Here is a 22,069-nt window from a genome sequence, read left to right on the forward strand (position 1 = left end):
AACCGCTTGTCGGCCGTACACGCTCCGGAGTCGCCGTGCGCACCGTTCACTTCGCCGCCGCCCGCCGCACCCCCATCGGGAGGCTCCGCGGGGCCCTGTCCTCCGTCCGCCCCGACGACCTCGCCGCCACCGTCGTGCGCGGCCTGCTCGACGGCGTGCCGGACCTCGACCCGGCCCGCGTCGACGACGTCTACTGGGGCGCCGCCAACCAGGCGGGCGAGGACAACCGCAACGTGGCCCGCATGGCCGCGCTGCTCGCGGGCCTGCCGGAGTCCGTGCCCGGAGCCACCGTGAACCGGCTGTGCGCCTCGGGCCTCGAAGCCGTCACCACGGCGGCCCGCGCCATCGCCGCCGGTGAGGCGGACATCGTCGTCGCGGGCGGCTCGGAGTCCATGAGCCGCGCCCCGTTCGTCCTCCCGCGCCCCGACGAGGCGCTGCCGCACCGCATGGAGGCCGTCGACACCCGCCTCGGCTGGCGCCTGGTCAACCCGCGCATGCGGGAGCTGCACGGCCTGCTGTCCATGGGGGAGACCGCGGAGGAGGTGGCCGAGCGCCACGGCGTCTCCCGCGAACGCCAGGACGCCTTCGCGCTGCGCAGCCACCAGCGCGCCGCGGCCGCCCGCAAGGACGGCCACTTCGACGCCGAGCTGCTGCCCGTCAGCACCCCGGAGGGCACGGTCGTCGACGCCGACGAGGGCATCCGCGAGGACACCTCGTACGAGAAGCTCAGCAAGCTGCGCCCGGTGTTCCGCGACGGCGGCAGCGTCACCGCGGGCAACGCGTCGCCGATGAACGACGGCGCCGCGGGCCTGCTGCTCGTCAGCGAGGAGGCGCTGCGCGACCTCGGCCTCACCTCGCTCGGCCGGTACGCGGCCGGGGCCAGCGCGGGCGTCCACCCGGACGTGATGGGCATCGGCCCCGTGCCCGCGACGCGCAAGGCCCTGGCGCGGCTCGGCTGGTCCGTCGCGGACGTGCAGGAGGCCGAGGTCAACGAGGCCTTCGCGGCCCAGGCGATCGCCTCCGTGGACACGCTCGGCATCGACCCGGACCTGGTCAACCCGGACGGCGGCGCCATCGCCCTGGGCCACCCCCTGGGCTGCTCCGGCGCCCGGATCCTCACCACGCTCCTGCACCGCATGGGCCGCACCGGCGCCACCCGCGGCCTCGCCACGATGTGCGTCGGCGTGGGGCAGGGCAGCGCCGTGCTCGTCGAGCGCGACTGACCCCGGACCGCGTCCGCGCCGCTACATGAGCGTGACGGCCACGGTGAGCGCCAGCGCCAGACAGGCGAGTCCCACCGCCGTCACGCCCCACGGCCGTGCGGGGCGGGCCGGGGCGCAACAACAGCACCGCGGATGCTGGAGGTAGGGGGAGTCGAGCCAGTACGCCCCGACGAGCCGGGCGTGTACCTGGTGGATTGCGCCGTCGGTCTCCATGCCCATCCAACGCTCCGCCCCGCGCCGTGGCCACGGCGGGGTCAATCAGGCCGTCCTGATACCACGGATACGGCGGATGCCGCGCGCGGAAACGTTTGGCGTGGGCGCCGCGGGGGAAGGGGTCTTCGGTCGTCCGCGGCCCCGTCGTGGCTGGTCGCGCCCACGCGGCGGAGCCGCACATGGACACAGCCCCGCGCCCCCGCGGGGCGCTTGCCCCTGGCCCCTACGGGGTGCTGAGGTCCTCCGCGAGCAGTCGCTTCGCGATCGTGTCGACCGCCGTCATCAGCGCGGCGTCGTCCTCGCTGACCCGGCCGTCCTTCGCCAGCTCCTCGGCGAGCCAGCGTGTCCACTCCTCGCCGATGACCCCGGCCTCCCGCTCGCCCGCGGGAGTGTGCTGGAACAGGGTGCCGCTGCGGCTGAGGTAGCCCTCCTCGACCATGCGGTCGAAGACCGGCACCAGGACCTCGGGCGGCAGCCGCCGCCGGGCCGCGATGAGGTTCAGGTTCGCGTGTCCCACCAGGCGGGTGAAGAGCGCCACCTGCATCACCGCCCAGGCGCCCGCCGGGTCCAGGCGCGTGTCGGACCGGCCGATGACGGTGCGCGCGGTGCCGACGCCCTTGCGGCGCAGGATGTTCCCGACGGCCAGCTCCAGGAGCCGGGCCGAGTCGCCCGTGGACGACGGCGAGGCGAACCCCTCGCCCATGTCGTTGGAGCTCATCCGCGCGCTGTCGCGCAGCTCCACCTGTTTGAGGAAGAGCGCCACGACGAACCCGACGGCGGCGACCGGAACCGTCCACAGGAACACGGTCTGGAGCGTGTCCGCGTACGCCTCGACGAGCGGTGCCGCCGCCGCGCCCGGCAGCTCGTGCAGCCCCTCCGGGCTCTGCGAGGCCTTCGCGATCGCCTCCTGCGGCGCGGCCCCGGTCCGCGCCGCCTCCGCGACCCCGTCCCGGAGGTTCGGGGCCAGCGTGTTGGCGTAGATGGTGCCGAACACGGCCGTGCCGAAGGAGCTGCCGAGCGTGCGGAAGAACGTGACGCCGGACGTCGCGGTGCCCAGGTCCGCGTAGGCGACGGTGTTCTGCACGGCGATCGTGAGGACCTGCATGCACAGGCCGATGCCGACGCCGAGCACGAACATGTACAGCGACTCCAGCCACGCGCTGGTCGCACTGCCCATCAGGGACATCAGGAACAGACCGAGCGCCATCACCAGGGCGCCCACGATCGGGAAGATCCGGTACGTGCCGGTCCTGCTGACCACGTTGCCGCTGAAGATCGAGGCGATGAGGAGGCCGACGACCATCGGCAGGGTCCGCACGCCGGAGATCGTGGCCGAGTCCCCGTCGACGTACTGGAGGTACGTCGGCAGGAACGTCATCGCGCCGAGCATCGCGAAGCCCACGATGAAGCTGAGCACCGAGCAGACCGTGAACACGGGGTTCGCGAACAAGCGCATCGGCAGCATCGGCTCGGCCGCGCGCGTCTCCGCCCAGCAGAAGCCCGCGAGCGCGGCGAGCCCGCCCGCGAACAGACCGATGATGACGCCCGAGCCCCACGCGTACTCGTTGCCGCCCCAGCTGGTCGCGAGGATCAGCGCGCTGGAGCCGATCGCGACGAGCGCGATGCCCAGGTAGTCGATGACGGGCCGCGCCGCCGACCTCACCGACGGGATGGTGCGGGCGGCGGCCACGACGACCAGGACCGCGATGGGCACGTTGACGTAGAACGCCCAGCGCCAGCTCAGATGGTCGGTGAACAGGCCGCCGAGCAGCGGGCCGATGACCGTGGACACGCCGAAGACGGCACCGATCGCGCCCTGGTACTTGCCGCGCTCCCGCAGCGGGATCACATCGGCGATCAGCGCCATCGACGTGACCATCAGACCGCCCGCGCCGATGCCCTGCATCGCCCGCCAGGCGATGAGCAGCGACATGTTCGTGGCGAGGCCGCACAGGAACGAGCCGGTGATGAAGACGACCGCCGACACCTGGAAGACGACCTTGCGGCCGAACAGGTCACCGAACTTGCCGACGAGGACCGTCGCGACGGTCTCCGCGAGCAGGTACGACGTCACCACCCACGACATGTGCGCGGCGCCGCCCAGGTCCGACACGATCGTCGGCAGGGCCGTGCCGACGATCGTCTGGTCGAGGGCGGCGAGCAGGACGCCCAGCATGATCGTGACGAAGACGACATTGCGGCGGCGCCGGTCCAGGACCGGCGGGCCCTGCTCCGGTGCCCGCGCGGCCTCGGCGTGCTCGGTGACGGTCACAGGCACACCCTCACACCGGTACCGGGCGTGTGCATGCCGGGCCGTCCGGTCCGGTGAAGGACCGCTCAGTCCCGCGGGCGCCGCCGCAGCAGATAGGTGTCCATGATCCAGCCCTTGCGCGCGCGGGCCTCGGCCCGCAGCCGCGCGATGCGCCCGGCGGCTTCGGGCAGCGCCCCGGAGACGAGGATCTCGTCGGGAGTGCCGAGGTAGGCGCCCCAGTAGATGTCGAGGTCGTCCCGGTCGGCGCAGCGCTGGAAGGCCTGCCGGGCGTCCAGCATCACCACCACGTCGTCCACGCCCTCGGGGAAGCCCTCGTCGCTCAGGCGGCGGCCCGTGGTGACCTGGAAGGGGCGCCCCACGCGGTTCAGACCCACCCGGTGCCGGGCGGCGAGCGCCGACACGCTGCTGACCCCGGGCACCACGTCGTAGGAGAAGGCGACGGCACCGCGCCCGATGACCTCCTCCAGGATCGCGATCGTGCTGTCGTACAGGGCGGGGTCGCCCCACACCAGGAACGCGCCGGTGCCCTCCGCGCCCAGCTCCTCGGCGATCAGACGCTCATAGATGTCGGCGCGGCGGCCGCGCCAGTCGTCGACCGCGCCGGCGTAGGCGACACGGTCCGCCTCCTGCGCGCGCCGCGGGTCACGGGCCTCGACGACGCGGTACGCCCCGTCCGGGCGGTGCGCGTCGAGCATCCCCCGGCGCAGCGCGACGAGGTCCTCCTTGACCTCGCCCTTGTCGAGGACGAAGAACACCTCGGTGTCCTTCATCGCCTTGACGGCCTGCAGGGTGAGCTGGTCCGGGTCGCCCGCGCCGATCCCGATGACATGAATCCTTCGCACGTCAGGAGTCTGTCACCCGTCCCCGCGCGCCGTGCGGGGGGCCAGCGTCGGCGCGGCCGCCGCCGCGTCGACGGGCACCTCGCCCCCCTCGACCCGCGCGGCCAACCCCCGCGCCCACTCCACCAGTTCCGCCACGCCGATCCCGTAAGGGCGCTCGCGCCCCGGCCCGGCCGCGCTCCACTCCGCGACGGCGCCCGCGCCCCTGCGCAGCAGCCGCGCCCCGCCCCGCGCGTTGCCGCGCGCCGCGTGGGTCAGGCCGACGGCGAGCTGCGCGAGCCCCTGCCACAGGCCGCGCTCCCGCTCGGGCCCCGACTTCCAGGCGTCCTCGAAGACCTCGTGCGCGTGGAAGGGGCGCCCGGCGTCGAGCAGCGCCTGCGCCTCCGCGAGGGTCCGGGCGGGCGTGCGGGTCACGCCCTCCGGCTGGCGCGCCACGCCCTCGGCCCCGTACGGCAGCGGCCGCCCGAGCCCGTCCCGCGGCCGCGCGCTGCGCGCCCGGCCCTCCGCGTCCCGGTCCCGGCCGCCTGGTCCAAGTGCGCTCGTCATACGGCGATTCTCCCGCCCCGGGCCCGCACCCCGCCGCCGGGCGGTGACCTGCGACGGGAACGGCCGGGACCACCCCCGTACGTGGGGTAGAGTTCTACCTGCGTGATCACGCGGAACACACACCGCGAGGAACGCACCGGGACGTGGCGCAGCTTGGTAGCGCACTTGACTGGGGGTCAAGGGGTCGCAGGTTCAAATCCTGTCGTCCCGACTTTGCGAAGTCGCGAGTCGAGGGGCCGTTTCAGAGAGATCTGGAACGGCCCCTCGGTCGTTCGCGCGCGCTGGTTATGCTGCCGCCGTGCGAAGCGCTCAGGGAAAGCGCTCAAACGAACGGCCGTGGCGAGGGGGCAGCAGCATGCGCGAACCGGTGGACCTCAGGCGGCAGCGGATCCTCGCCGCGGTGCGGTCGCGCGGCGCGACCCGGGTCAGCGACCTCGCGGCGGAGCTCGCGGTGTCGGTCGTGACCCTCAGGCGCGACGTGGAGGAACTCGCCCGCGAGGGCAAGCTGCGCCGCGGCCACGGGGTGGCCCGGCCGGTCACGGACGAGGCCGAGCGGCCGGCGCCCTCCGGGCCCGCGGCCGACGGCGGCCCGGTCGCCGTCGTCGTGCCCGAGCGCCACTCGTATCTGTACGAGACGCTGCACGGCGCCCGTGCCGCCTTCGAGGAGGCGGGCGTCCGCATTGCGCTGCACATCGCCCCGGCCGCGCCCGGCGCCGAACGGCCCCTGGTGGAGCGGGCGTTGGCGGACGGCGCGCGAGGCCTGCTCATCGCGCCGCGCTGGCGCGACCGGGCCACCGAGGAGGCCGATGACGCCTGGCTCTCGCGCGTTCCCGTACCGCTGGTCGTGATGGAGCGCAGGCCCCGTCGCGGCAGCGCGCTGCACGCCGTCGACGCGGTGTGCACAGACCACTGGTACGGCGTCCACCTCGCCGTCGAGCACCTCACGGGGCTCGGGCACCGGCGCATCGTGCTCGCCGCGCGCGACGACAGCCCGACGGCCCGCGCCCTGCGCGCGGCGTTCACCGAGATCGCGGCGGACCACCCGGGCGTGGACGAGTGGGCGCTCGCCCTCAGCTCTCCCGGAGCGGTCCCCGACCCGGCGGCGCCGACCGCCGAGCAGCCGGTCGACCTGCCGGCGCTGCTCGGCGCGACGGGCGCGACCGCCGCCGTCCTGCACGGCGACGTGGACGCGCTGATGCTGGTGCAGGCGCTGCGCGACAACGGGGTGCGGGTGCCCGAGGACTGCTCCGTGATCGCGTACGACGACGTGGTCGCGGCGCTCGGCAGCACCCCCCTCACGGCCGTGTCCCCGCCCAAGGCGGACATCGGCCGGGCGGCGGCCGAGCTGCTGCTGCGCCGCCTCGCGCTGGGCGCTGAGCCTGTGCGGCGCCTTGAGCTGCTGCCCGAGCTGAAGGTCCGTGGCTCGACCCGACCGCTGCGCGGGGCTTGAGCCGGGTGGAGGCTGCCGCGCCGAAGCGTCCTCCGTCTGCGGGACGACAGGGGCTGGTCGCGCAGTTCCCCGCGCTCCTTCGGGGCGCTGCCGGACACCCGGCTTCAACTGCGCCATCACGATGAGCGTTTGATCGGTTCATCTTCTTCTGAGCGATCTATTGACCAGATTCGCTCAGCCGATCAGTATTCCCGTGACTCGGACACGCAGGAGCCCCGGGAGGCGCCCATGCCTGGTCGACACAGCCGCCCCAGCCGTCGGGGAGTACTCGCCGCGGCCACCGCGCTGCCGCTCACCGGTGCCCTCGGCGGCTGCGGCGGGGCCGAGCCGCGCGCCAAAGGCGCCAAGGGCGTCACCACCCTCACCTTCTGGTCCGCGCTGCGCGGCAGCCAGGAGGTCGTGGACGCGTTCAACCGGACGCACGACCACATCCAGGTCGACTTCGAGCAGGTGCCGTCCGGCAACCACGGCGGCTACGCGAAGCTGAGCAACGCGGCCCGCGCAGGCAACGCCCCCGACGTCGCCACGATCGAGTACCCCCAGGTGCCGGGATTCGCGATAGACGGAGTCGCCCGCGACATCACGCCGCTGCTCGGCGCCGGGCTGCGGGCCGGACTGCTGCCCCAGGCGCTCGCCCTGACCACGTTCGAGGAGCGCACGTACAGCGTGCCGCTCGACGTCGAGCCGATGGTGCTGCACTACCGCCAGGACCTCTTCGAGAAGTACGGCTTCGACGTGCCCGCCACCTGGGAGGAGTTCACCGAACTCGCCCGGAAGGTGCCGGGCCGCGGCGAGGGCCGCAGGGCGGCGGTCTTCGCCACGGACGGCGCGATGCACTTCGCGGCCTGGGCCTGGCAGGCGGGCGCCCAGTGGTTCGACACCTCCAAGGGCGCCTGGAACGTGTCCCTCGCGGACGCCCCGACCCGGCGCGTCGCGGCGTACTGGCAGCGTCTGATCGACGAGGACCTCGTCCACGTCAACGCCGTCGAGAGCCGCCTCTTCGACGCCCAGATCGCGGGCGGCCTGGTCCTGACCCGGTTCAGCGGCGCCTGGGAGGCGGGCGCGCAGATGAACGCGCGCCCGGCGCAGAAGGGCCTGTGGCGCATCGCGCCGCTGCCCCAGTGGGACCCCGGCCGGCCCGCCATCGGCACGCACGGCGGCTCCACGTTCGCCGTGACGAAGGACAGCAGGCATCCCGAGGCCGCCATGGAGTTCATCGAATGGCAGGTCTCCCACCCCGACGCCCTCAAGGCCCGGCTCTCCAGCGGCGCGAGCAGCCAGTACCCGGCCGCGACCGACCTGGTGGCGGTCGGCCGCGCGGCCTTCGACCGCGGCTACTACGGCGGACAGGACGTCTACGCGCTCTTCGACGAGGAGGCCCGCAAGATCCGCGACGGCTGGGTGTGGGGCCCCCGGATGACCGCCACCAGCAAGGTCATGCAGGACGCCTTCGCCCGCGCCGGAGGCGGCTCCGGCACCGTCCTGTCGTCCGTGCGCGCCGCACAGGACGGCACGATGCCCGACCTCAAGGCGCTCGGTCTGGCCACCACCCAGCGCTCCACGTGAACGCCCGCACCCCGAAAGGCAGGTGACACCCATGACCGCGACAGCCCACGCCCCCGCCGCGACCGCCCCGCGGCGGGCCGCCGAACGGCCCGGGCAGAAGGCGAGGCGCGTGGCCGCGCGCCGCGCACGCACCGCGGCGGGCGTCCTGATGGCCCCCTTCTTCCTCCTGCTCACCGCCGTCTTCCTCGTCCCCGTCGGGACCGCGGTGTGGCTGAGCTTCTTCAGCGACGACCAGCCGGGCCTCGGCTTCGGCCCCGAGCGCACGGTCTTCGTGGGCGCGCGCTCCTACGCCGCCGTGCTCAGCGACCCGACGTTCCTGTCCGGGCTCGGCACGGTCGCGCTGTACTGCCTGCTTTACATCCCGCTGATGGTGCTCGGCTCGCTCGCCCTCGCGCTGCTCCTCGACTCCGGCGTCGTACGGCTGCGCGCGTGGGCCCAGCTCGGTCTGTTCCTGCCGCACGCGGTGCCCGGCATCATCGCCGCCCTGATCTGGCTCTACCTGTACACGCCCGGCATCAGCCCGGTCATCGACGCCCTCAACAAGGCCGACATCACGGTGGACTTCCTCGGGCTGCACACCACGCTGCCGTCGATCGTGAACATCGCCCTGTGGAGCAACCTCGGCTACAACACGGTCGTCTTCTACGCCGCCCTGCAGGCGGTCCCGCGCGAGGTCGTCGAGGCGGCGGTCGTGGACGGGGCGGGGCCCGTGCGCACCGCGCTCCAGGTGAAGACGCCGCTCGTGCGCTCCTCGATCGTGGTGGTCGCGATGTTCACCCTGATCTGGGCGCTCCAGCTGTTCACCGAGCCGATGCTGCTCAGCCAGTCCTCGCAGATGATCGACTCCCGCTTCTCGCCCAGCATGTACATCTACGACGCCGCCTTCACCCGCAACAACTACTCCCTCGCGGCCGCCGCCTCGGTGATCCTGCTCGCCCTCACCGTCGCCGTGTCCTACGGCGTCACCCGCTGGACGAGCCGCGCCGACCGGACCGAGGGGGCCGCCCGATGAGCGCGTCGCACTCCGCCCCGCTGCGCCCGCGCCTGCTCGGCCGTGCGACGGTCAATGCGGTCGTCGCGCTCTTCGTCCTCTACACGCTGCTGCCCGTCCTGTGGCTGGTGCTCGCCGCGACGAAGACCCGCGACGCCCTGTTCAGCAGCAGCCTGCTGTCCTTCGGCGACTTCTCGCCGGCCCAGAACGTCCAGGACGTGTTCGCGATGGACGGCGGCCTGTACGGGCGCTGGTACGGCAACAGCCTGCTCTACGCCGTCCTGGGCGCGGCCCTCGGCTCGCTGATCAGCGTGGCCTGCGGATACGCCTTCGACAAGTACCGCTTCCGGCACAAGGAGAAGCTGTTCGGCCTGGTGCTCGCGGCGGTCATGGTGCCGCAGACGGTCCTCGCCCTGCCGCTGTACCTGCTGGCCTCCGAGGCCGGACTGGTGAACACCTTCTGGGCGGTCTTCGTCCCGGTCCTCTTCAACCCGTTCGGCGTGTACCTGGGGCGGATCTTCAGCCAGGGCTATGTGCCCGACGAGGTCCTGGAGGCGGCGCGCGTCGACGGCGCGGGCGAGCTGACGACCTACGTCCGGGTCTCCTTGCGGATGCTCGGCCCCGGACTGATCACGGTGTTCCTCTTCCAGCTCACCGCGATCTGGAACAACTTCTTCCTGCCCATGGTGATGCTGTCCGACCAGGACCTGTACCCGGTGAGCCTCGGCCTCTACCAGTGGAACAGCCAGGCGACCGTCTCGCCCGAGTACTACCCGGTGGTGATCACCGGCTCGCTGCTCGCGGTCGTCCCGCTCATCCTCGCCTTCGCCCTCCTCCAGCGGTTCTGGCGCTCGGGGCTCACGGCGGGGGCGGTCAAGTGACCGGGCCCCGCACCGCGCTCGCCATGTCGTCGCGGGCCGCGGCGGCCGTCTTCGCCCCGCGCTCGCTCGCCGCGCTCGCCGAGGTGTGCGACCTGGCGCCGCCGCCCGCGCTCGACGACCTGACGACCGAGCGCGCCCGGGCCGTGCTCGCCGACGTCGAGGTCCTCGTGACGGGCTGGGGCTGCCCGCCGCTCGACGCCGACGTGCTCGCGGCGGCGCCGCGCCTCAAGGCGGTGGTGCACGCCGCGGGTTCGGTGCGCGGGCACGTCACCGACGCCTGCTGGGAAGGGGGCCTCGCGGTGTCGTCGGCGGCCGCCGCCAACGCGCTGCCGGTCGCCGAGTACACCCTCGCGATGATCCTGCTGCACGGCAAGCACGTCCTGGAGCGGGCCCGCGACTACCGCCGCGCCCGCGAGCGCGGCGACTGGCTGCTCACCCCCCACCACGTCGGCAACTACCGCCGCACCGTGGGCATCCTCTCCGCCTCCCTGATCGGCCGCCGGGTCATCGAACTGCTGCGGCCCTTCGACTTCGAGGTGCTCCTTCACGACCCGTACGTCACCGCCGCGCAGGCCGCCGAGCTCGGCGCGGAGCGGGTGACCCTGCCCGCCCTCTTCGCGCGCGGTGACCTGGTGAGCGTGCACACGCCGCTGCTCCCCGCGACCCGCGGCCTGGTCGACCGGGAGCTGCTCGTCTCGATGCGGCCGGGCGCCACCCTGATCAACACCTCGCGCGGCGCCGTCGTCGACCAGGACGCGCTCACCGACGTGGTGCGGGCGGGCCGGATCCGGGCGGTGCTCGACGTGACGGACCCCGAAGTCCTGCCCGCCGTCCACCCGTTGTGGGACTGCCCGAACGCCCTGATCACCCCGCACCTCGCGGGGTCCCAGGGCAGCGAGTGGCAGCGCCTCGCCGACACGGCCGTCGGCGAGGTGGCCCGCTGGGCCGCGGGCGAGGGCCTCGCCCATCCCGTACGACGCGAAAGGCTGGCGTATCTGGCATGAGCATCCCCTTCGACCTGCCCGCGGAGGACCGGGGGTCAAGCCCGCACACCGGGTACACCCGCGCGCACTGGGAAGCCGTCGCCGACGGGCTGCTCACCGCCGCGTGGCGCTGGGCCACCCCGCGAGGCGCCCTGCTCGGCCTGCCGGGCCGCCCGTCCGCCTCCGGCGTCCGCTCGGACGGCCTCGAGGGCTACGCCCGTACGTTCCTCGCGGCGGGCTTCCGGGTCGCGGGCGCGGGCGGCGCGGACCCGCACGGCTGGCTGGAGCGGTACGCGGAGGGCCTCGCCGCGGGCACCCGCGCGCCCGGCGGGGACGACGCCGAGTCGTGGCCGCTGATCCTCGACCACCACGTGCGGGGCCAGCCGATGGTCGAGTCGGCGTCCGTCGCGCTCGGCCTCGCGCTGACCCGGCCGTGGCTGTGGGACCGCCTCGACGGCGACGTACAGGACCGCGCGGAGCGCTGGCTGCGCGACGCGCTCACCCATGTGCCCGCCCCCAACAACTGGTATCTGTTCCCCTTCATGGTGGCGTCCTTCCTGGAGTCCGTCGGCCGGGGCGACGCGGCGACCGCCCGCGCCATGGAGCGCGCGCTCGGGCTCCTGGAGACGTGGTACCGGGGCGACGGCTGGTACGCCGACGGCGACGGGCGGGCCTTCGACCACTACAACGGCTGGGCCCTGCACCTGTATCCGCTGCTGCACGCGCACCTGACGGGCGACACGGACCTCGCCGACCGGCTCGGGCCGCGGCTGCGCACGCACCTGGAGGGCTACGCGCTCCTCTTCGGCGGGGACGGCGCGCCCGTCCACTTCGGGCGCTCCCTCACCTACCGCTTCGCGGCCGCGGCGGCCGTCGGCGTCGGCGCGGTCACCGGCCACACCCCACTCACGCCGGGCACCTCGCGCCGCATCGCCAGCGGGGCCCTGCGCCACTTCCTCGACCGCGGCGCGCTCACCGCCGACGGGCTGCTGAGCCTCGGCTGGCACGGCCCGCACCCGGCCACGCTCCAGCCCTACTCGGGCCCGGCGTCCCCGTACTGGGCCACGAAGGCCTTCGTGGCGCTGCTCGCCCCCGCCGACGCCCCGCTGTGGACGGCGCCCGAGGAGCCCGCGCCGAGCGAGGCCGCGGACCGGGTGCTCGCGCTGCCCGCGCCGGGCCTCCTCGTGCAGTCGACCCGCGCGGACGGGATCGTGCGCCTCCACAACCACGGCAGCGACCACGTCCGGCCGCACGAGGGCGAGGCCGCCGCCGAGGACGACCCGCACTACGGGCGGCTCGCCTACTCCACGCACACCGGCCCCACCGCGCCCGCCGACGCCGCCGACAACCACCTGGCGGTGGTGGTCGACGGCGTCGCCAGCGTGCGGCGCCGCATCCGTCCCCTCGGCGCGGGCCACGGCGACGGATGGGGCTGGGCCGCCTCCTGGCACCGGCCGGTGTTCGGATCCGGGCCGCCGATGGTGCCCGGACTGCGCGTCGAGAGCGTGACCGTGGCGCGCGGGCGGTACGAGCTGCGGGTGCACCGGGTGGTGGGGGCACCGCCCGGGGCGCGGGTGACGCTCACCGGCTGGGCCACGGGGGCGGTGCGCTCGGGGCTCGTCGGGCTGTACGGCTGGGACGGGGCGGACGAGGTCCGGGCCCCCGCGGGTACCGCCTACGAGCCGTGGGCGCGGATGCCCCGGCTCACTGCTGCCGCCGAGGGCACCCGGGTGTTCGTGGCCCTGGCCTCGCTGGGCACGGAGCCGCTGCCGCTCGCTTCCGCCGTGGGTGAGGTCGTCCTTTCCGGGAGTGAGGTGCGCGTGGGGTGGGCGGAGGGGGAGTGGACCCAGGTCGGCTTCGATCCGCCGCGGGTGCACCACGGTGGGGCGGCGGTCGATCGGCCTTCGGCCTCGTCCTCACACGCCGGACGGGCTTGATCGTCGCGCTGCGCGCTCGTCCTCAGGCGCCGGACGGGCCGGGTGGGCGGCCTCCGGGCGGGGGTCAGGTGGTTTCGAGGACCTCGCGGAGCTTCGTGGCGAAGGGCTCGGGCTCGCCGTGCTGGCCGTACTCGCCGCCCAGGAAGCCCCCGTGGTGGCTGGGGAAGACCTCGGGGGAGGTGCCGAGGCGCTCGGCGATCGCGAGGCCCGCGCGGGAGGCCAGTTCGCCCTCCGACTCCTTGCCGACCGCGATGACGATCCGCGTCGGCGCGGCGGCGAGGGCGGCGAAGTCGGGCCGGTAGCCGCAGCAGCCGAGGAGGTTCTGGCCCAGGAGGGCGTCGTCGCGGGAGCCGTCGTCCTCGGCCGGGAGGCCGAAGCCGGCCGGGTCGGGCCCCGGCGCGTCGGCGTAGCCGTCCGGCAGCGGACCCTTCTGCATCGTCAGGGCGATGAACTTGGCCATGGCGGGCCCCATGCCCTGGCTCTGGTACGTCCGGTGGATGCCCTGGACGGCGGCCCACGCCTGCTCGTGGTCCGGCACGGTCCGCACGGCCGGCGGCTCGTGCGCCACGAGCGTGCGCACCAGGCCGGGGTGGCGGGCCACAAGGGCGAGGCCGTTCACCGCGCCGCCGCTGCTGGCGAACACGTCCACCGCCCCGACGCCGAGCGCCTCGATCAGCTGCCGCAGGTCCTCGGCGTGCTGGTCCGGGGTCAGCGCCCCCTTGTCGTCGCTCCGGACGCTGCGCCCGGTCCCGCGCGGGTCGTAGGTGACGACGACCCGGTCGGTCAGGTGCGAGGCGAGCGTCGTGAACCCGACGGCGTCCATCGGCGAACCGATCAGGAGCAGGACGGGGTGGTCCGCGTCCGCGTGCCCCAGCTCGCCCCGGACGTCGTACGCGAGGGTCGCGCCGGGCGCCGCCAGAGTGTGGCTCTCGGGCTTCGTGGTCATGGTGTCTCCTCGGGTCTCTTCGGCCGGCTCGGCCGCTCTTACCCATAAGACGGCCGGGCCCGCCGAATCTCATCGCGGACGGAGCGTGAACATGCCGGGGCGGGCGGGGGACCGGGCGGTGACCGGACCCTCCCGGCCGCTCCGGCGTGACGCGATGCGTGCGCCGGAACCCCGGTGTGTGGATGAAAGCACGGCATGCGTCACCCCCAACAGCGGCGTTTGTCGCGGGATTTCGGGACAGCCGGGCGGGCCGAAATGGCCAGGGTGTGGAAATCCCATCGGTGCGTCACCAGCGCGCTGGCCGCGCCGGGCCGGGGCTGCTTAGGATCGCCGACGCGGGCCAGTAGGCGCGGTACGCACACCGCGTGCCGCGCCGGTCGGTATCCGGGGAAACACCCGGAGAATGCCTGCGCCATCGATATATGCACGGCCGGTATGCGCTCCGGTCGCACGAGATATGCACGAGTTACGTCACGAGATACGTAGGGGACGTGCAGGGGACGTGCACGGGATCTGCGCGGGGGACATTCAGGAAACTCAGGAGAGTGGAATGACGACGGGGGAACAAACATGCGTCGACACGCTCGCGGCGGAGTCGATCGGTGCCATCCGCTATCTGCACACGCTCGGCCCGACCGGCACCAATCTGGAGTCGGCGGCCCATCTCTGGTTCCAGCGCCGCGGACTTGAGGACGAGGGGCAGGTCGTCCTGCACCCCTCCCTGGAGGACGCCATGGCGAGCGTGCCGAGGACCGGCGCCCACGCCCTGGTGGCCTGCGCCGTCTACCCCGAGCTGCACACGCTCGTCTTCGGCAACCTCCACACCTGCCGGATGGTCGACTGCTTCCTGTGGCCCACGTACGAGATGGTGCTCGCGGCCGCGCCCGGCACGCACGGCGAGCCGCGCACCGTGGCCACCCACCCCGCCCCGGCCGGGCTTGTCGCGCCCGTCAGCGAGCGGCAGCTGGTGACCAGCAACGCCCAGGCGGCCATCGACTGCGCCGACGGCAAGGCCGAGGGGTGCGTCACCACCGTCGTCGCGGCGCGGGCCCACGGCCTGCGGGTCGTCCGCAGCTTCGGCGAGGTCCCCATGGTCTACACCGTCCACCAGGTGCGGGAGTCCGTCCGGTGAGCGGCGTGGCGAACGGGGTGCTCGGCCCGGCCGACGGCACCCACCACCTCCACGACGACCTCCTGGGGGAGGCCGCGCGGCTCGGCAGCGGCCTCCTGCCGCGCGTCAACGCCTTCCGGCGCCGTCAGCGCGACGACGGCACCGTGCCCGCCCCGGACGACACGGACCGCCGCGCCCTGCTCGCCGTCAAGGACGAGGCCACCCGCTTCTTCGCCGGGCACGGCAGGACCGCGCAGGCCGACGCGCTGGCCGCCGACGTCGAGGACTGGCTGGCCGCCGGGCTCGACACGCCGCCGCACTTCGCCCGCAGCCGCGACGCGCTCACCGCCCCGGCCGACGGGGACTGGGCGGCGTTCCTGGCGCCCGTTCAGACGACCAACAGCGTCCCGCCCGTCGGCAAGCGCCTGGAGTTCTTCCTCGTCCGCCGCAAAGAGCCCGACGCGCTGCCCGCCCTCGCCGGGCACTATCCGCACCCGAAGAACAACTGCCAGGCCACCGTGCTCCTCGCGGGCAGCGAAGGTGTGGCCGACGGCAACTGCATCGTCTTCTTCCCGGAGAACGTCGCGGCCCACGACAAGGTCGTCGAACAGGCCTACGCGATCTTCTTCTTCAGCAAGTTCCGCAGGATTCACGAGACGTACGCCGTGCCGTCCGCACGCGCCGTCCTCACCCCCGGATCCGTGCCCCGCGCCTCCACCGGAATGGACCCCGACGACTGCTACCAGGCCCGCGCCGTGTGGGGATATCTGCACGACTACTTCCACCACCAGGGGCGGTGGCCGCTCGACCAGCACATCAAACTCAAGATGAACTGGTTCGTCGGCCTCCTGGAGGAGCTGAAGGTCGACGCCAGGACCGCGCTCGCCTGCCACGCCGACCCCGCGGTGCCGTACGCCGACGAGCAGATCGCCATGATCCTCCTGGAGCGGATGTTCCGGTACCCGCTGGACGCCCACGCCGTGCGCAACTTCGACGCGGGCACCGGCGTGTTCCTCTACTCCTGGCTGCGCGAGCGCCGCGCCCTCGCCCCCGGCCGGGCGGGACTCCTCCACCTGGACCAGGACCGGGTGATCGCGGGCCTGCGGGAGTTGGTCGACGCCATCGAGGGTATGGAAGCGGCCGTCAGCACTCCCGCGGAGTACCGCGCGGCCGCCAAGGCGCTCGTACGGACCCGGCTGCGCGAGGGCGCCGAGGGCGACCGGTACGCCTTCACCGACGACCAGCGGGCGCTCCTGCGGGCGCGGGAGCGGCTCGCCGCGGTGCCGCCCCTGCGCTTCGCACCGGCCGCGCTGTGACCGACACGAGCCGAGCCACGAAAGGGCGTACCCCCATGGGCGATCTGGACCGGGCCGCGATGGAGGCCGCGGTGCGGCAGTACTTCGAGGCGTGCAACAAGGTCGACCGCGACCTGTTCGCCGCGTGTCTGACCGAGGACGTCGTGCACTACCTGGCCCACGGCATGGCGGGGCCCGTGCACGGCATCGACCCGATCGTGGAGCGCTGGGGCGCCGACGTACGGGCCAACGACTCGCACTGGGCCGTCGACGCCGTCTACGCCGACGAGCACACCCGCACGGCCGTCTGCGAGTGGACCGCCTTCAAACCGCGGCTCGGCAAGGTCCTGCGCGGCGCGGAGGTCTACCGCTTCGACGACTCCGGCCTGATCGACGAGGTCCGCATCTACTACGCCTCCGCGCGCGACGACACCCGCGCCGCGAACGAGCTGGAAGGGTTCCCCTACGCCGACCGCGGGTTCGCCACGTGACCGGCGCCGCCCCGCCGCTCGACGACCGGGACGGCGTCGTCTGGTTCGACGGCACCTTCGTGCCCTGGCGCGCGGCCCGCCTCCACGTCCTCAGCCACGGCCTGCACTACGGCGGCAGCGTCTTCGAGGGCGAACGGGTCTACGACGGCCGGGTCTTCGCGCTCCACGACCACAGCGCCCGGCTCGTCGCCTCCGCCCGGCACCTGGGCTACGAACTGCCCTGGACGGCCGACGAGATCGACGCCGTCACGCGCGAGGTCGTCGCCGCGGCGGACCTCACCGACGGCTATGTGCGCCCCGTCGCCTGGCGGGGCGCCGACTCCCTGCGCCTGGTGGCCCCGGACAGCCGCGTCCACCTCGCCGTCGCCGCCTGGCCCTGGCCGCGGATCTTCACCGAAGGGCCGCGCGGCATCCGCCTCGCCACCTCCCGCTGGCGGCGCCCCGCACCCGACACCGCCCCGATCCGTGCCAAGGCGGCCGCCCTGTACGCCGTCGGCGCCCTCGCCGGGCAGGAGGCGGAGGCGGCGGGCTTCGACGACGCGCTGCTCCTCGACCACCGGGGCCGCCTCGCCGAGGCCACCGGCGCCAACCTCTTCCTGGTGCGCGGCGGGGAGCTGCACACCCCGCCGCCCGAGTGCGTCCTGGACGGGATCACACGCCGCACGGTCATCGGCCTCGCCCGCGGCCTCGGCCTCCCGGTCGTCGAGCGCCACCTCGCCCCGGCCGCACTCGACCGCGCCGACGAGGTGTTCCTGACCGGCACGGCGTACGAGGTCCAGCCGGTGACCGGCGTCGACGACAGGACCTTCCCGCTCGGCGAGGTCGGCGCGGCCCTCACCGAGGCGTACGCGCGCGCCGTACGGGCCGGGGCGGGCGACCGGGCGGCGCGCCCGGCCCCGGCGGCCGCGTCGAGCGACACCGGATGACCGGTTCCGGATCCACCGGGTCCCCCCGGCCCTCCCGCGACCCCGGCACGGCCGACGGGCGGCGGGCCGCCTGGGCCGAGGGGGCGCGGGCCGCCGTGCCCTTCACCGTGGCGATCTTCGCCTTCGGCGTGTCCTTCGGCGTCCTCGCCAAGGGCGCGGGCTTCCCCGCGCTCGCGGCGACCTCGATGTCGGGCCTCGTCTTCGTGGGCTCCTCGCAGTTCGCGGCGGTCTCCGTCATCGTCAACGGCGGCGGCTGGGCGGCCGCGGCCGTCGCGGGGACGCTCCTGAACCTGCGGTACCTGGTGATGGGCTTCGCGATCCTGCCCGCCCTGCGCGGCGGCCGGGCGCGCCGCGCCGTCGAGTCGCAGCTCGTGATCGAGGAGTCCTGGGCCATCGCCAGCGACGCCGACGGACGGTTCGACCGGGTGCGGCTGCTCTCCTCCGGCGTGGTGCTCTGGCTCGGCTGGGTCCTGGGCACCCTGGCGGGCGCCATCGGGCCCTTCCGGGCGGTGGACGTCCTCAACTACGGCCTGGACGCGGTGTCCCCGGTGCTGTTCTTCCTGCTGCTCGCCCCCCATCTGGGCACCGCCCGCAAACGGTCGGCGGCCGCGACGGCGGCGGTGGCCGCCGCCGTCCTCACCGCCGTCGCGGTGCCCGACTCCGCCATCGCCGTGGCCTGCCTCATCGCCGTCGTGTGGACCTGGCGGGCCGGGAGGAAGCCGTGAGCAACGACCCGTGGATCGTCGTCGGCGCCCTGGTGGTGACCACGTTCCTCATCAAGGGCGCCGGTTCCCTGGTCCTCGGCGACCGCGAACTGCCCGCCTGGTTCCCGCGGTTCGTGGAGTACCTGACGCCCGCGCTGCTCGCCGTCCTCGTCGTCACCCAGCTCGTGGGCTCGGCGGGCGCGCACGGCATGACCTTCGACGCCCGCGTCGCCGGGTTCGCCGGAGCCCTGGTGGCCTGGCGGCTCAAGGCGCCCGTACCGCTCGTCGTCCTGGTGGCCGCCGCGGTCACGGCGGGCGTACGCGCGCTCGGGTGACGCCCGGCGACGCCGCGTTCGCGCTCAGCCCGCGTCGGCCTCCGGGAGCCCGGCGGCCGCGGCCCCGGCGCGCTCCACGGCCGCGGCGACCTCCAGGGCCTCGTCGAGGCCGGTCCTGTGGCCGGTGGCCCGGTGCAGGCGCACGGAGCGTTCGGCGGCCCGGGCGGCCTTGACGTGCTGGCCGAGGGCCAGGTGGACACGTGCGAGCTCGGTGAGGGCCGCGCCCTCGGCGAGCCCGAGCCCCGCCTGCCGGGCCATGCTCAACGCCCGCCGGGTGGACGCCAGGGCCTCGCGGCTCTCGCCCAGCTGCCGGTGCACGGCGGCGAGGCCGAGGCACGCCTCGGCCTCGGCCCTGCGGCAGCACGCCGTGCGGGCCGCGTCCAGGGCTCGCCGGTGGTGGTCGAGGGCGCCGGGCACGTCGTCCAGGCGCAGCAGCACCGTGCCGATCGTGTTGAGGGCGTCCGGCTCGACCAGGCGGCGGCGGGTGCGGTGGGTGACGCCGAGCGCGTCCACGGCGTACTTGAGCGCGAGCCGCGGGTCGCCGAGGTCGCGGCAGACCACCGCGAGCGCGTTGAGGGCGCCCTCCGCCGCGTACGTGGCGAGCAGCCTGCCGTCCACCGCGAGCGCCCGGGTGAGCAGGCGCTGCGCCTCCTCCAGGGCGCCGAGCGCGTGCTGCACGCTCGCGCGGCCCCACAGCGACAGCATGACGGTGTGCTGGTCCCCCGAGGCCTCGGCGCGGGCCCCGGCCTCCGCGAAGTGCTCGCGCGCGGCGTCCGGACGGCCCTGGTCGAGCCGGGCGCAGCCGAGCAGGAACAGGGCCCAGGCCTCCCCGGCGGGCTGGGCGCCCTCGCGGTAGAGGACCAGGGCCCGTTCGGCGTCGCGGACCGCCTCCTCCAGGGCGCCCCGCTCGCGGTGGGACGCGGCGAGCCCGAGGACCGCGCCCGCCCGCTCCACGGGCTGCCCGGCCCGCGCGAACAGCTCGTCGGCGGCGACGCTGTGCTCCAGCGCCTCCTCGTGCCGGGCCAGCTCCCACAGGACGTAGCACAGGCTCCAGTGCATCACCGCCCGCGCGTGGTCGTCGTGTTCGGCCTCGGCGGCCCTGAGGCCGGCGTGCGCGGCCCGCAGCCAGTCGGTGCGTCTGCCGTGCTCCATCAGGTGCCCGTGGACGGCCAGGGCGGACTTCCAGGCGAACGGGCGGGGCCCGTGGCGCACCGCGTGCTGCGCGCAGGCAAGGAGCGCGGGCCGCTCGTCGTCGAGCCAGGCCAGGGCAGCGGTGTCGTTCCGGAAGGCCAGGGGCGCGGTGGGGGAGCCGTCGGGCTCCGGCGGCCGGGCGGCGTACCAGGAGTAGAACGTGCCGTACAGGCGGCAGGCGGCCTGCTCGGCGGTGCCCAGGTACCAGGTGAGCAGGCGGCCCACGGCTTCGTCGCGCACGGCCGGGGCGTCCTCGGCGGCGGCCCGCTCACCGGCGAACAGGCGTACGAGGGCGTGCAGATGGAACCGGCCGGGCCGGTGCGTCTCCAGCAGGCTGCGGGCGGTGAGCTGGTCGAGGAGGCGGGTGGTGGCGGGCACCGCCGCGCCCGTCAGGGCGGCCGCCGCGGGGACGGACACCTCGGGGCCCGGGGCGAGTGCGAGCAGCCGCAGGGCCTCGCGCTCCGGGGCGGGCAGGGAGCGGTAGGACAGCGCCAGGACGCTGCGCACTCCGGTCTGCCGCTCCTGGTCCAGGGCGAGTTCGCCCAGGCGGTCGGCGCGCAGCTGGCCGACGATCCGCGCGATCGGCAGATGCCGGTCGCCGATGAGGTGGGCCGCGACGATCCGCACGGCGAGCGGCAGCAGACCGCAGAGCCGGACGGCCTCGGCGGCGGCCTCCGGCTCGCCCCGCACCCGGTCCGCGCCGATGACGCGGCCGAGCAGCGCGAGCGCCTCGTCCTCGGCGAAGACCGCGAGGCTCACCCGGTGGGCGTCGTGGAAGGCGGTCAGGCCCCGCAGGTCGTTGCGGCTGGTGACGACGACGAAGCAGGTCGGCGAGCCGGGCAGCAGCGGCCGCACCTGTTCGAGCCCGGCCGCGTCGTCGAGCAGGATCAGGACGCGCTTGCCCGCCACGAGCGAGCGGTAGAGGGCGGCCTTCTCGTCGGTGCTCTCCGGGAGGTGCCCGGTGCCGACGCCGAGCGCGCGCAGGAGCTGGCCGAGGGCCTCGTCGGCCGTGGTCGGGGGTTCGGCGGCGTGGCCGCGCAGGTTCGCGTAGAGCTGGCCGTCGGGGAAGCGGTCGGCCACCCGGTGCATCCAGTGCACGGCCAGGGCGGTCTTGCCGACGCCCGCCATGCCGGAGACGGAGGAGATCACCAGGGTCTGTCCCGGGCCCGTGTCGTAGCGCGCGAGCAGGGTGTCGAGCTCCCGCAGCTGGTCGGCGCGGCCGGTGAAGCTGGCCACGTCGGGCGGGAGCTGGCGGGGGACCGGACGCCCGGCGGGCGGCGCCGCGGGGGCCGGGGAGCGCTCGGGGGCGAGGGCGGGGTCGCCGACGAGGACGCGCTGGTGCAGCTCCTTGAGCTGGCGGCCCGGTTCGATCCCCACCTCGTCGTCGAGGAGCTGGTAGAACTCCCGGTACGCGGCGAGGGCGTCGGCCTGGCGGCCCGAGCGGTACAGCGCCAGCATCAGCTGGCGGCGCAGCCGCTCGCGCAGGGGGAACGCCCGGACGAGGGTGGTGAGTTCCGCCAGCGACGCCTCGTAGCGGCCGAGTTCGATGAGGGCGTCGACGCGGTCCTCGCGGGCCACCAGGCGCAGCTCTTCGAGGCGGTCGGTCTCGGCGAGGGCGAAGCTGCGGTCGCTGACCCCTTCGAGCGCGGGCCCCGTCCACAGGGCCAGGGCCTCGTCGAGGAGGGTGACCACGGCCGGGGCGTCGCCGTCGGCCGCGGCCTTGCGGGCCCGGTCGGTGAGGTGGACGAAGCGCAGCGCGTCGACCTGTCCGTCGGCCACCTGGAGCGTGTAGCTGGTGTTGCTGCGGGCGCCCGCGCTGACCAGCACCTCGAAGCCGGAGGTGGCCCGCCGGCCCGGCTCCAGGATGCGGCGCAGATGCAGGACGTGGGTGCGCAGCGAACTGACCGCGCCGTCCGGGATCTCGCCCTCCCACAGCAGCTCGGCCAGGCGCGAGGTGCTGACCGGGCCGCGGGCGAGCGCCAGGGCCGCGAGGAGTGCGCGCTGCTGTGGTCCGAGGCCCACGTGGCGGCCCTGGACCTCCACGCTCACCGGGCCCAGGAGCCGGATGCGCACCGACTCCTTCGGCGCCTGCGCCTCCTGGGGCTCCGAGATGCGGCTCACTCGACTCCCTCTGCTTCCCGGTTGGCGGTCCCTGCTCTTGTGGTCGCT

Annotated in this window: 19 protein-coding genes and 1 tRNA gene; 14 read left to right on the top strand and 6 right to left on the bottom strand. The window is 74.5% G+C overall.

The annotated features are described in order from the left end of the window. Positions 1 to 35: 35 nt before the first annotated feature. A complete protein-coding gene (locus tag MQV74_RS33985) occupies positions 36 to 1,223 on the top strand; it encodes a thiolase family protein (RefSeq protein ID WP_242726653.1) in 1,188 nt (395 codons plus the stop codon). Positions 1,224 to 1,244: 21 nt separating this feature from the next. On the opposite strand, the gene MQV74_RS33990 is transcribed toward MQV74_RS33985, so the two are convergent. The 4 genes from MQV74_RS33990 to MQV74_RS34005 all read right to left on the bottom strand — a co-directional run bounded on the left by MQV74_RS33990 (position 1,245) and on the right by MQV74_RS34005 (position 5,093). Then, entirely contained in the window at positions 1,245 to 1,442 is a 198-nt protein-coding gene (locus MQV74_RS33990; protein WP_242726655.1) for a hypothetical protein, read from the bottom strand. Between the two features lie 217 nt (positions 1,443 to 1,659). Further along, positions 1,660 to 3,708: an MDR family MFS transporter gene (locus MQV74_RS33995; RefSeq protein WP_242726657.1), complete on the bottom strand. Its 2,049-nt coding sequence runs from the start codon at positions 3,706 to 3,708 to the stop codon at positions 1,660 to 1,662. A gap of 65 nt (positions 3,709 to 3,773) precedes the next feature. Next, positions 3,774 to 4,550 carry a precorrin-6A synthase (deacetylating) gene (cobF, locus tag MQV74_RS34000; protein ID WP_242726658.1) on the bottom strand — a complete coding sequence of 259 codons (777 nt, stop codon included), beginning with the start codon at positions 4,548 to 4,550 and terminating at the stop codon, positions 3,774 to 3,776. 12 nt (positions 4,551 to 4,562) lie between these two features. Further along, a complete protein-coding gene (locus MQV74_RS34005) occupies positions 4,563 to 5,093 on the bottom strand; it encodes a DUF309 domain-containing protein (RefSeq protein WP_242726660.1) in 531 nt (176 codons plus the stop codon). 137 nt (positions 5,094 to 5,230) lie between these two features. Between MQV74_RS34005 and MQV74_RS34010 the strand changes: the two genes are divergently transcribed. From MQV74_RS34010 to MQV74_RS34040, 7 genes are all read left to right on the top strand, one after another. Further along, a tRNA-Pro gene (locus MQV74_RS34010) sits at positions 5,231 to 5,304 on the top strand. A gap of 144 nt (positions 5,305 to 5,448) precedes the next feature. Continuing rightward, entirely contained in the window at positions 5,449 to 6,543 is a 1,095-nt protein-coding gene (locus MQV74_RS34015; protein ID WP_242726662.1) for a substrate-binding domain-containing protein, read from the top strand. A gap of 228 nt (positions 6,544 to 6,771) precedes the next feature. Continuing rightward, positions 6,772 to 8,109 carry an ABC transporter substrate-binding protein gene (locus tag MQV74_RS34020; RefSeq protein WP_242726664.1) on the top strand — a complete coding sequence of 446 codons (1,338 nt, stop codon included), beginning with the start codon at positions 6,772 to 6,774 and terminating at the stop codon, positions 8,107 to 8,109. 31 nt (positions 8,110 to 8,140) lie between these two features. Then, complete coding sequence (locus MQV74_RS34025; RefSeq protein ID WP_242726667.1) at positions 8,141 to 9,121, top strand: carbohydrate ABC transporter permease; 981 nt, start codon at positions 8,141 to 8,143, stop codon at positions 9,119 to 9,121. Next, positions 9,118 to 9,981, top strand: coding sequence for a carbohydrate ABC transporter permease (locus MQV74_RS34030; protein WP_242726669.1), 864 nt, complete (start codon positions 9,118 to 9,120; stop codon positions 9,979 to 9,981). Before MQV74_RS34025 ends, MQV74_RS34030 begins: the two co-directional genes overlap by 4 nt. Positions 9,982 to 10,004: 23 nt before the next feature. Then, positions 10,005 to 10,985 carry a hydroxyacid dehydrogenase gene (locus MQV74_RS34035; protein ID WP_242729291.1) on the top strand — a complete coding sequence of 327 codons (981 nt, stop codon included), beginning with the start codon at positions 10,005 to 10,007 and terminating at the stop codon, positions 10,983 to 10,985. Then, a complete protein-coding gene (locus tag MQV74_RS34040; RefSeq protein WP_242726671.1) occupies positions 10,982 to 12,901 on the top strand; it encodes a DUF2264 domain-containing protein in 1,920 nt (639 codons plus the stop codon). The genes MQV74_RS34035 and MQV74_RS34040 overlap by 4 nt, the downstream gene beginning before the upstream one ends. A 64-nt stretch (positions 12,902 to 12,965) precedes the next feature. On the opposite strand, the gene MQV74_RS34045 is transcribed toward MQV74_RS34040, so the two are convergent. After that, positions 12,966 to 13,847, bottom strand: coding sequence for an alpha/beta fold hydrolase (locus tag MQV74_RS34045; RefSeq protein ID WP_242726674.1), 882 nt, complete (start codon positions 13,845 to 13,847; stop codon positions 12,966 to 12,968). A gap of 550 nt (positions 13,848 to 14,397) precedes the next feature. Here MQV74_RS34045 and MQV74_RS34050 point away from each other — a divergent pair. From MQV74_RS34050 to MQV74_RS34075, 6 genes are read left to right on the top strand one after another with little or no spacing between them, the layout of a single operon-like run. Beyond that, on the top strand, positions 14,398 to 14,979 hold the full coding sequence (locus tag MQV74_RS34050; RefSeq protein ID WP_242726677.1) for a bacilysin biosynthesis protein BacA: 582 nt from the start codon (positions 14,398 to 14,400) through the stop codon (positions 14,977 to 14,979). Continuing rightward, positions 14,976 to 16,274 (top strand): DUF6421 family protein, encoded by a 1,299-nt coding sequence (locus MQV74_RS34055; protein ID WP_242726679.1) that lies wholly within the window; start codon positions 14,976 to 14,978, stop codon positions 16,272 to 16,274. Before MQV74_RS34050 ends, MQV74_RS34055 begins: the two co-directional genes overlap by 4 nt. A gap of 35 nt (positions 16,275 to 16,309) precedes the next feature. After that, positions 16,310 to 16,744 (top strand): nuclear transport factor 2 family protein, encoded by a 435-nt coding sequence (locus MQV74_RS34060; RefSeq protein WP_242726681.1) that lies wholly within the window; start codon positions 16,310 to 16,312, stop codon positions 16,742 to 16,744. Continuing rightward, positions 16,741 to 17,670, top strand: a complete 930-nt coding sequence (locus MQV74_RS34065; RefSeq protein ID WP_242726683.1) for a branched-chain amino acid transaminase — start codon at positions 16,741 to 16,743, stop codon at positions 17,668 to 17,670. The genes MQV74_RS34060 and MQV74_RS34065 overlap by 4 nt, the downstream gene beginning before the upstream one ends. After that, positions 17,667 to 18,395 (top strand): AzlC family ABC transporter permease, encoded by a 729-nt coding sequence (locus tag MQV74_RS34070; protein ID WP_242726685.1) that lies wholly within the window; start codon positions 17,667 to 17,669, stop codon positions 18,393 to 18,395. The genes MQV74_RS34065 and MQV74_RS34070 overlap by 4 nt, the downstream gene beginning before the upstream one ends. After that, the gene (locus MQV74_RS34075; protein ID WP_138963000.1) at positions 18,392 to 18,709 is read left to right on the top strand and encodes an AzlD domain-containing protein; all 318 of its coding nucleotides are present in this window, start codon (positions 18,392 to 18,394) and stop codon (positions 18,707 to 18,709) included. The genes MQV74_RS34070 and MQV74_RS34075 overlap by 4 nt, the downstream gene beginning before the upstream one ends. 24 nt (positions 18,710 to 18,733) lie before the next feature. Here MQV74_RS34075 and MQV74_RS34080 read toward each other — a convergent pair whose 3' ends face one another. Beyond that, positions 18,734 to 22,021 carry an AfsR/SARP family transcriptional regulator gene (locus MQV74_RS34080; protein WP_242726687.1) on the bottom strand — a complete coding sequence of 1,096 codons (3,288 nt, stop codon included), beginning with the start codon at positions 22,019 to 22,021 and terminating at the stop codon, positions 18,734 to 18,736. Between the last annotated feature and the right edge of the window lie 48 nt (positions 22,022 to 22,069).

This window comes from Streptomyces sp. AN091965, from assembly GCF_022698285.1.
Classification (GTDB): domain Bacteria; phylum Actinomycetota; class Actinomycetes; order Streptomycetales; family Streptomycetaceae; genus Streptomyces.

Bases quoted from the DNA above. Each gene is read 5' to 3' on its own strand.
- MQV74_RS33990 (WP_242726655.1), bottom strand. From the start codon at position 1,442: ATGGGCATGGAGACCGACGGCGCAATCCACCAGGTACACGCCCGGCTC.
- MQV74_RS34005 (WP_242726660.1), bottom strand. From the start codon at position 5,093: ATGACGAGCGCACTTGGACCAGGCGGCCGGGACCGGGACGCGGAGGGC.
- MQV74_RS34015 (WP_242726662.1), top strand. From the start codon at position 5,449: ATGCGCGAACCGGTGGACCTCAGGCGGCAGCGGATCCTCGCCGCGGTG.
- MQV74_RS34020 (WP_242726664.1), top strand. From the start codon at position 6,772: ATGCCTGGTCGACACAGCCGCCCCAGCCGTCGGGGAGTACTCGCCGCG.
- MQV74_RS34025 (WP_242726667.1), top strand. From the start codon at position 8,141: ATGACCGCGACAGCCCACGCCCCCGCCGCGACCGCCCCGCGGCGGGCC.
- MQV74_RS34030 (WP_242726669.1), top strand. From the start codon at position 9,118: ATGAGCGCGTCGCACTCCGCCCCGCTGCGCCCGCGCCTGCTCGGCCGT.
- MQV74_RS34035 (WP_242729291.1), top strand. From the start codon at position 10,005: ATGTCGTCGCGGGCCGCGGCGGCCGTCTTCGCCCCGCGCTCGCTCGCC.
- MQV74_RS34040 (WP_242726671.1), top strand. From the start codon at position 10,982: ATGAGCATCCCCTTCGACCTGCCCGCGGAGGACCGGGGGTCAAGCCCG.
- MQV74_RS34045 (WP_242726674.1), bottom strand. From the start codon at position 13,847: ATGACCACGAAGCCCGAGAGCCACACTCTGGCGGCGCCCGGCGCGACC.
- MQV74_RS34050 (WP_242726677.1), top strand. From the start codon at position 14,398: ATGACGACGGGGGAACAAACATGCGTCGACACGCTCGCGGCGGAGTCG.
- MQV74_RS34060 (WP_242726681.1), top strand. From the start codon at position 16,310: ATGGGCGATCTGGACCGGGCCGCGATGGAGGCCGCGGTGCGGCAGTAC.
- MQV74_RS34070 (WP_242726685.1), top strand. From the start codon at position 17,667: ATGACCGGTTCCGGATCCACCGGGTCCCCCCGGCCCTCCCGCGACCCC.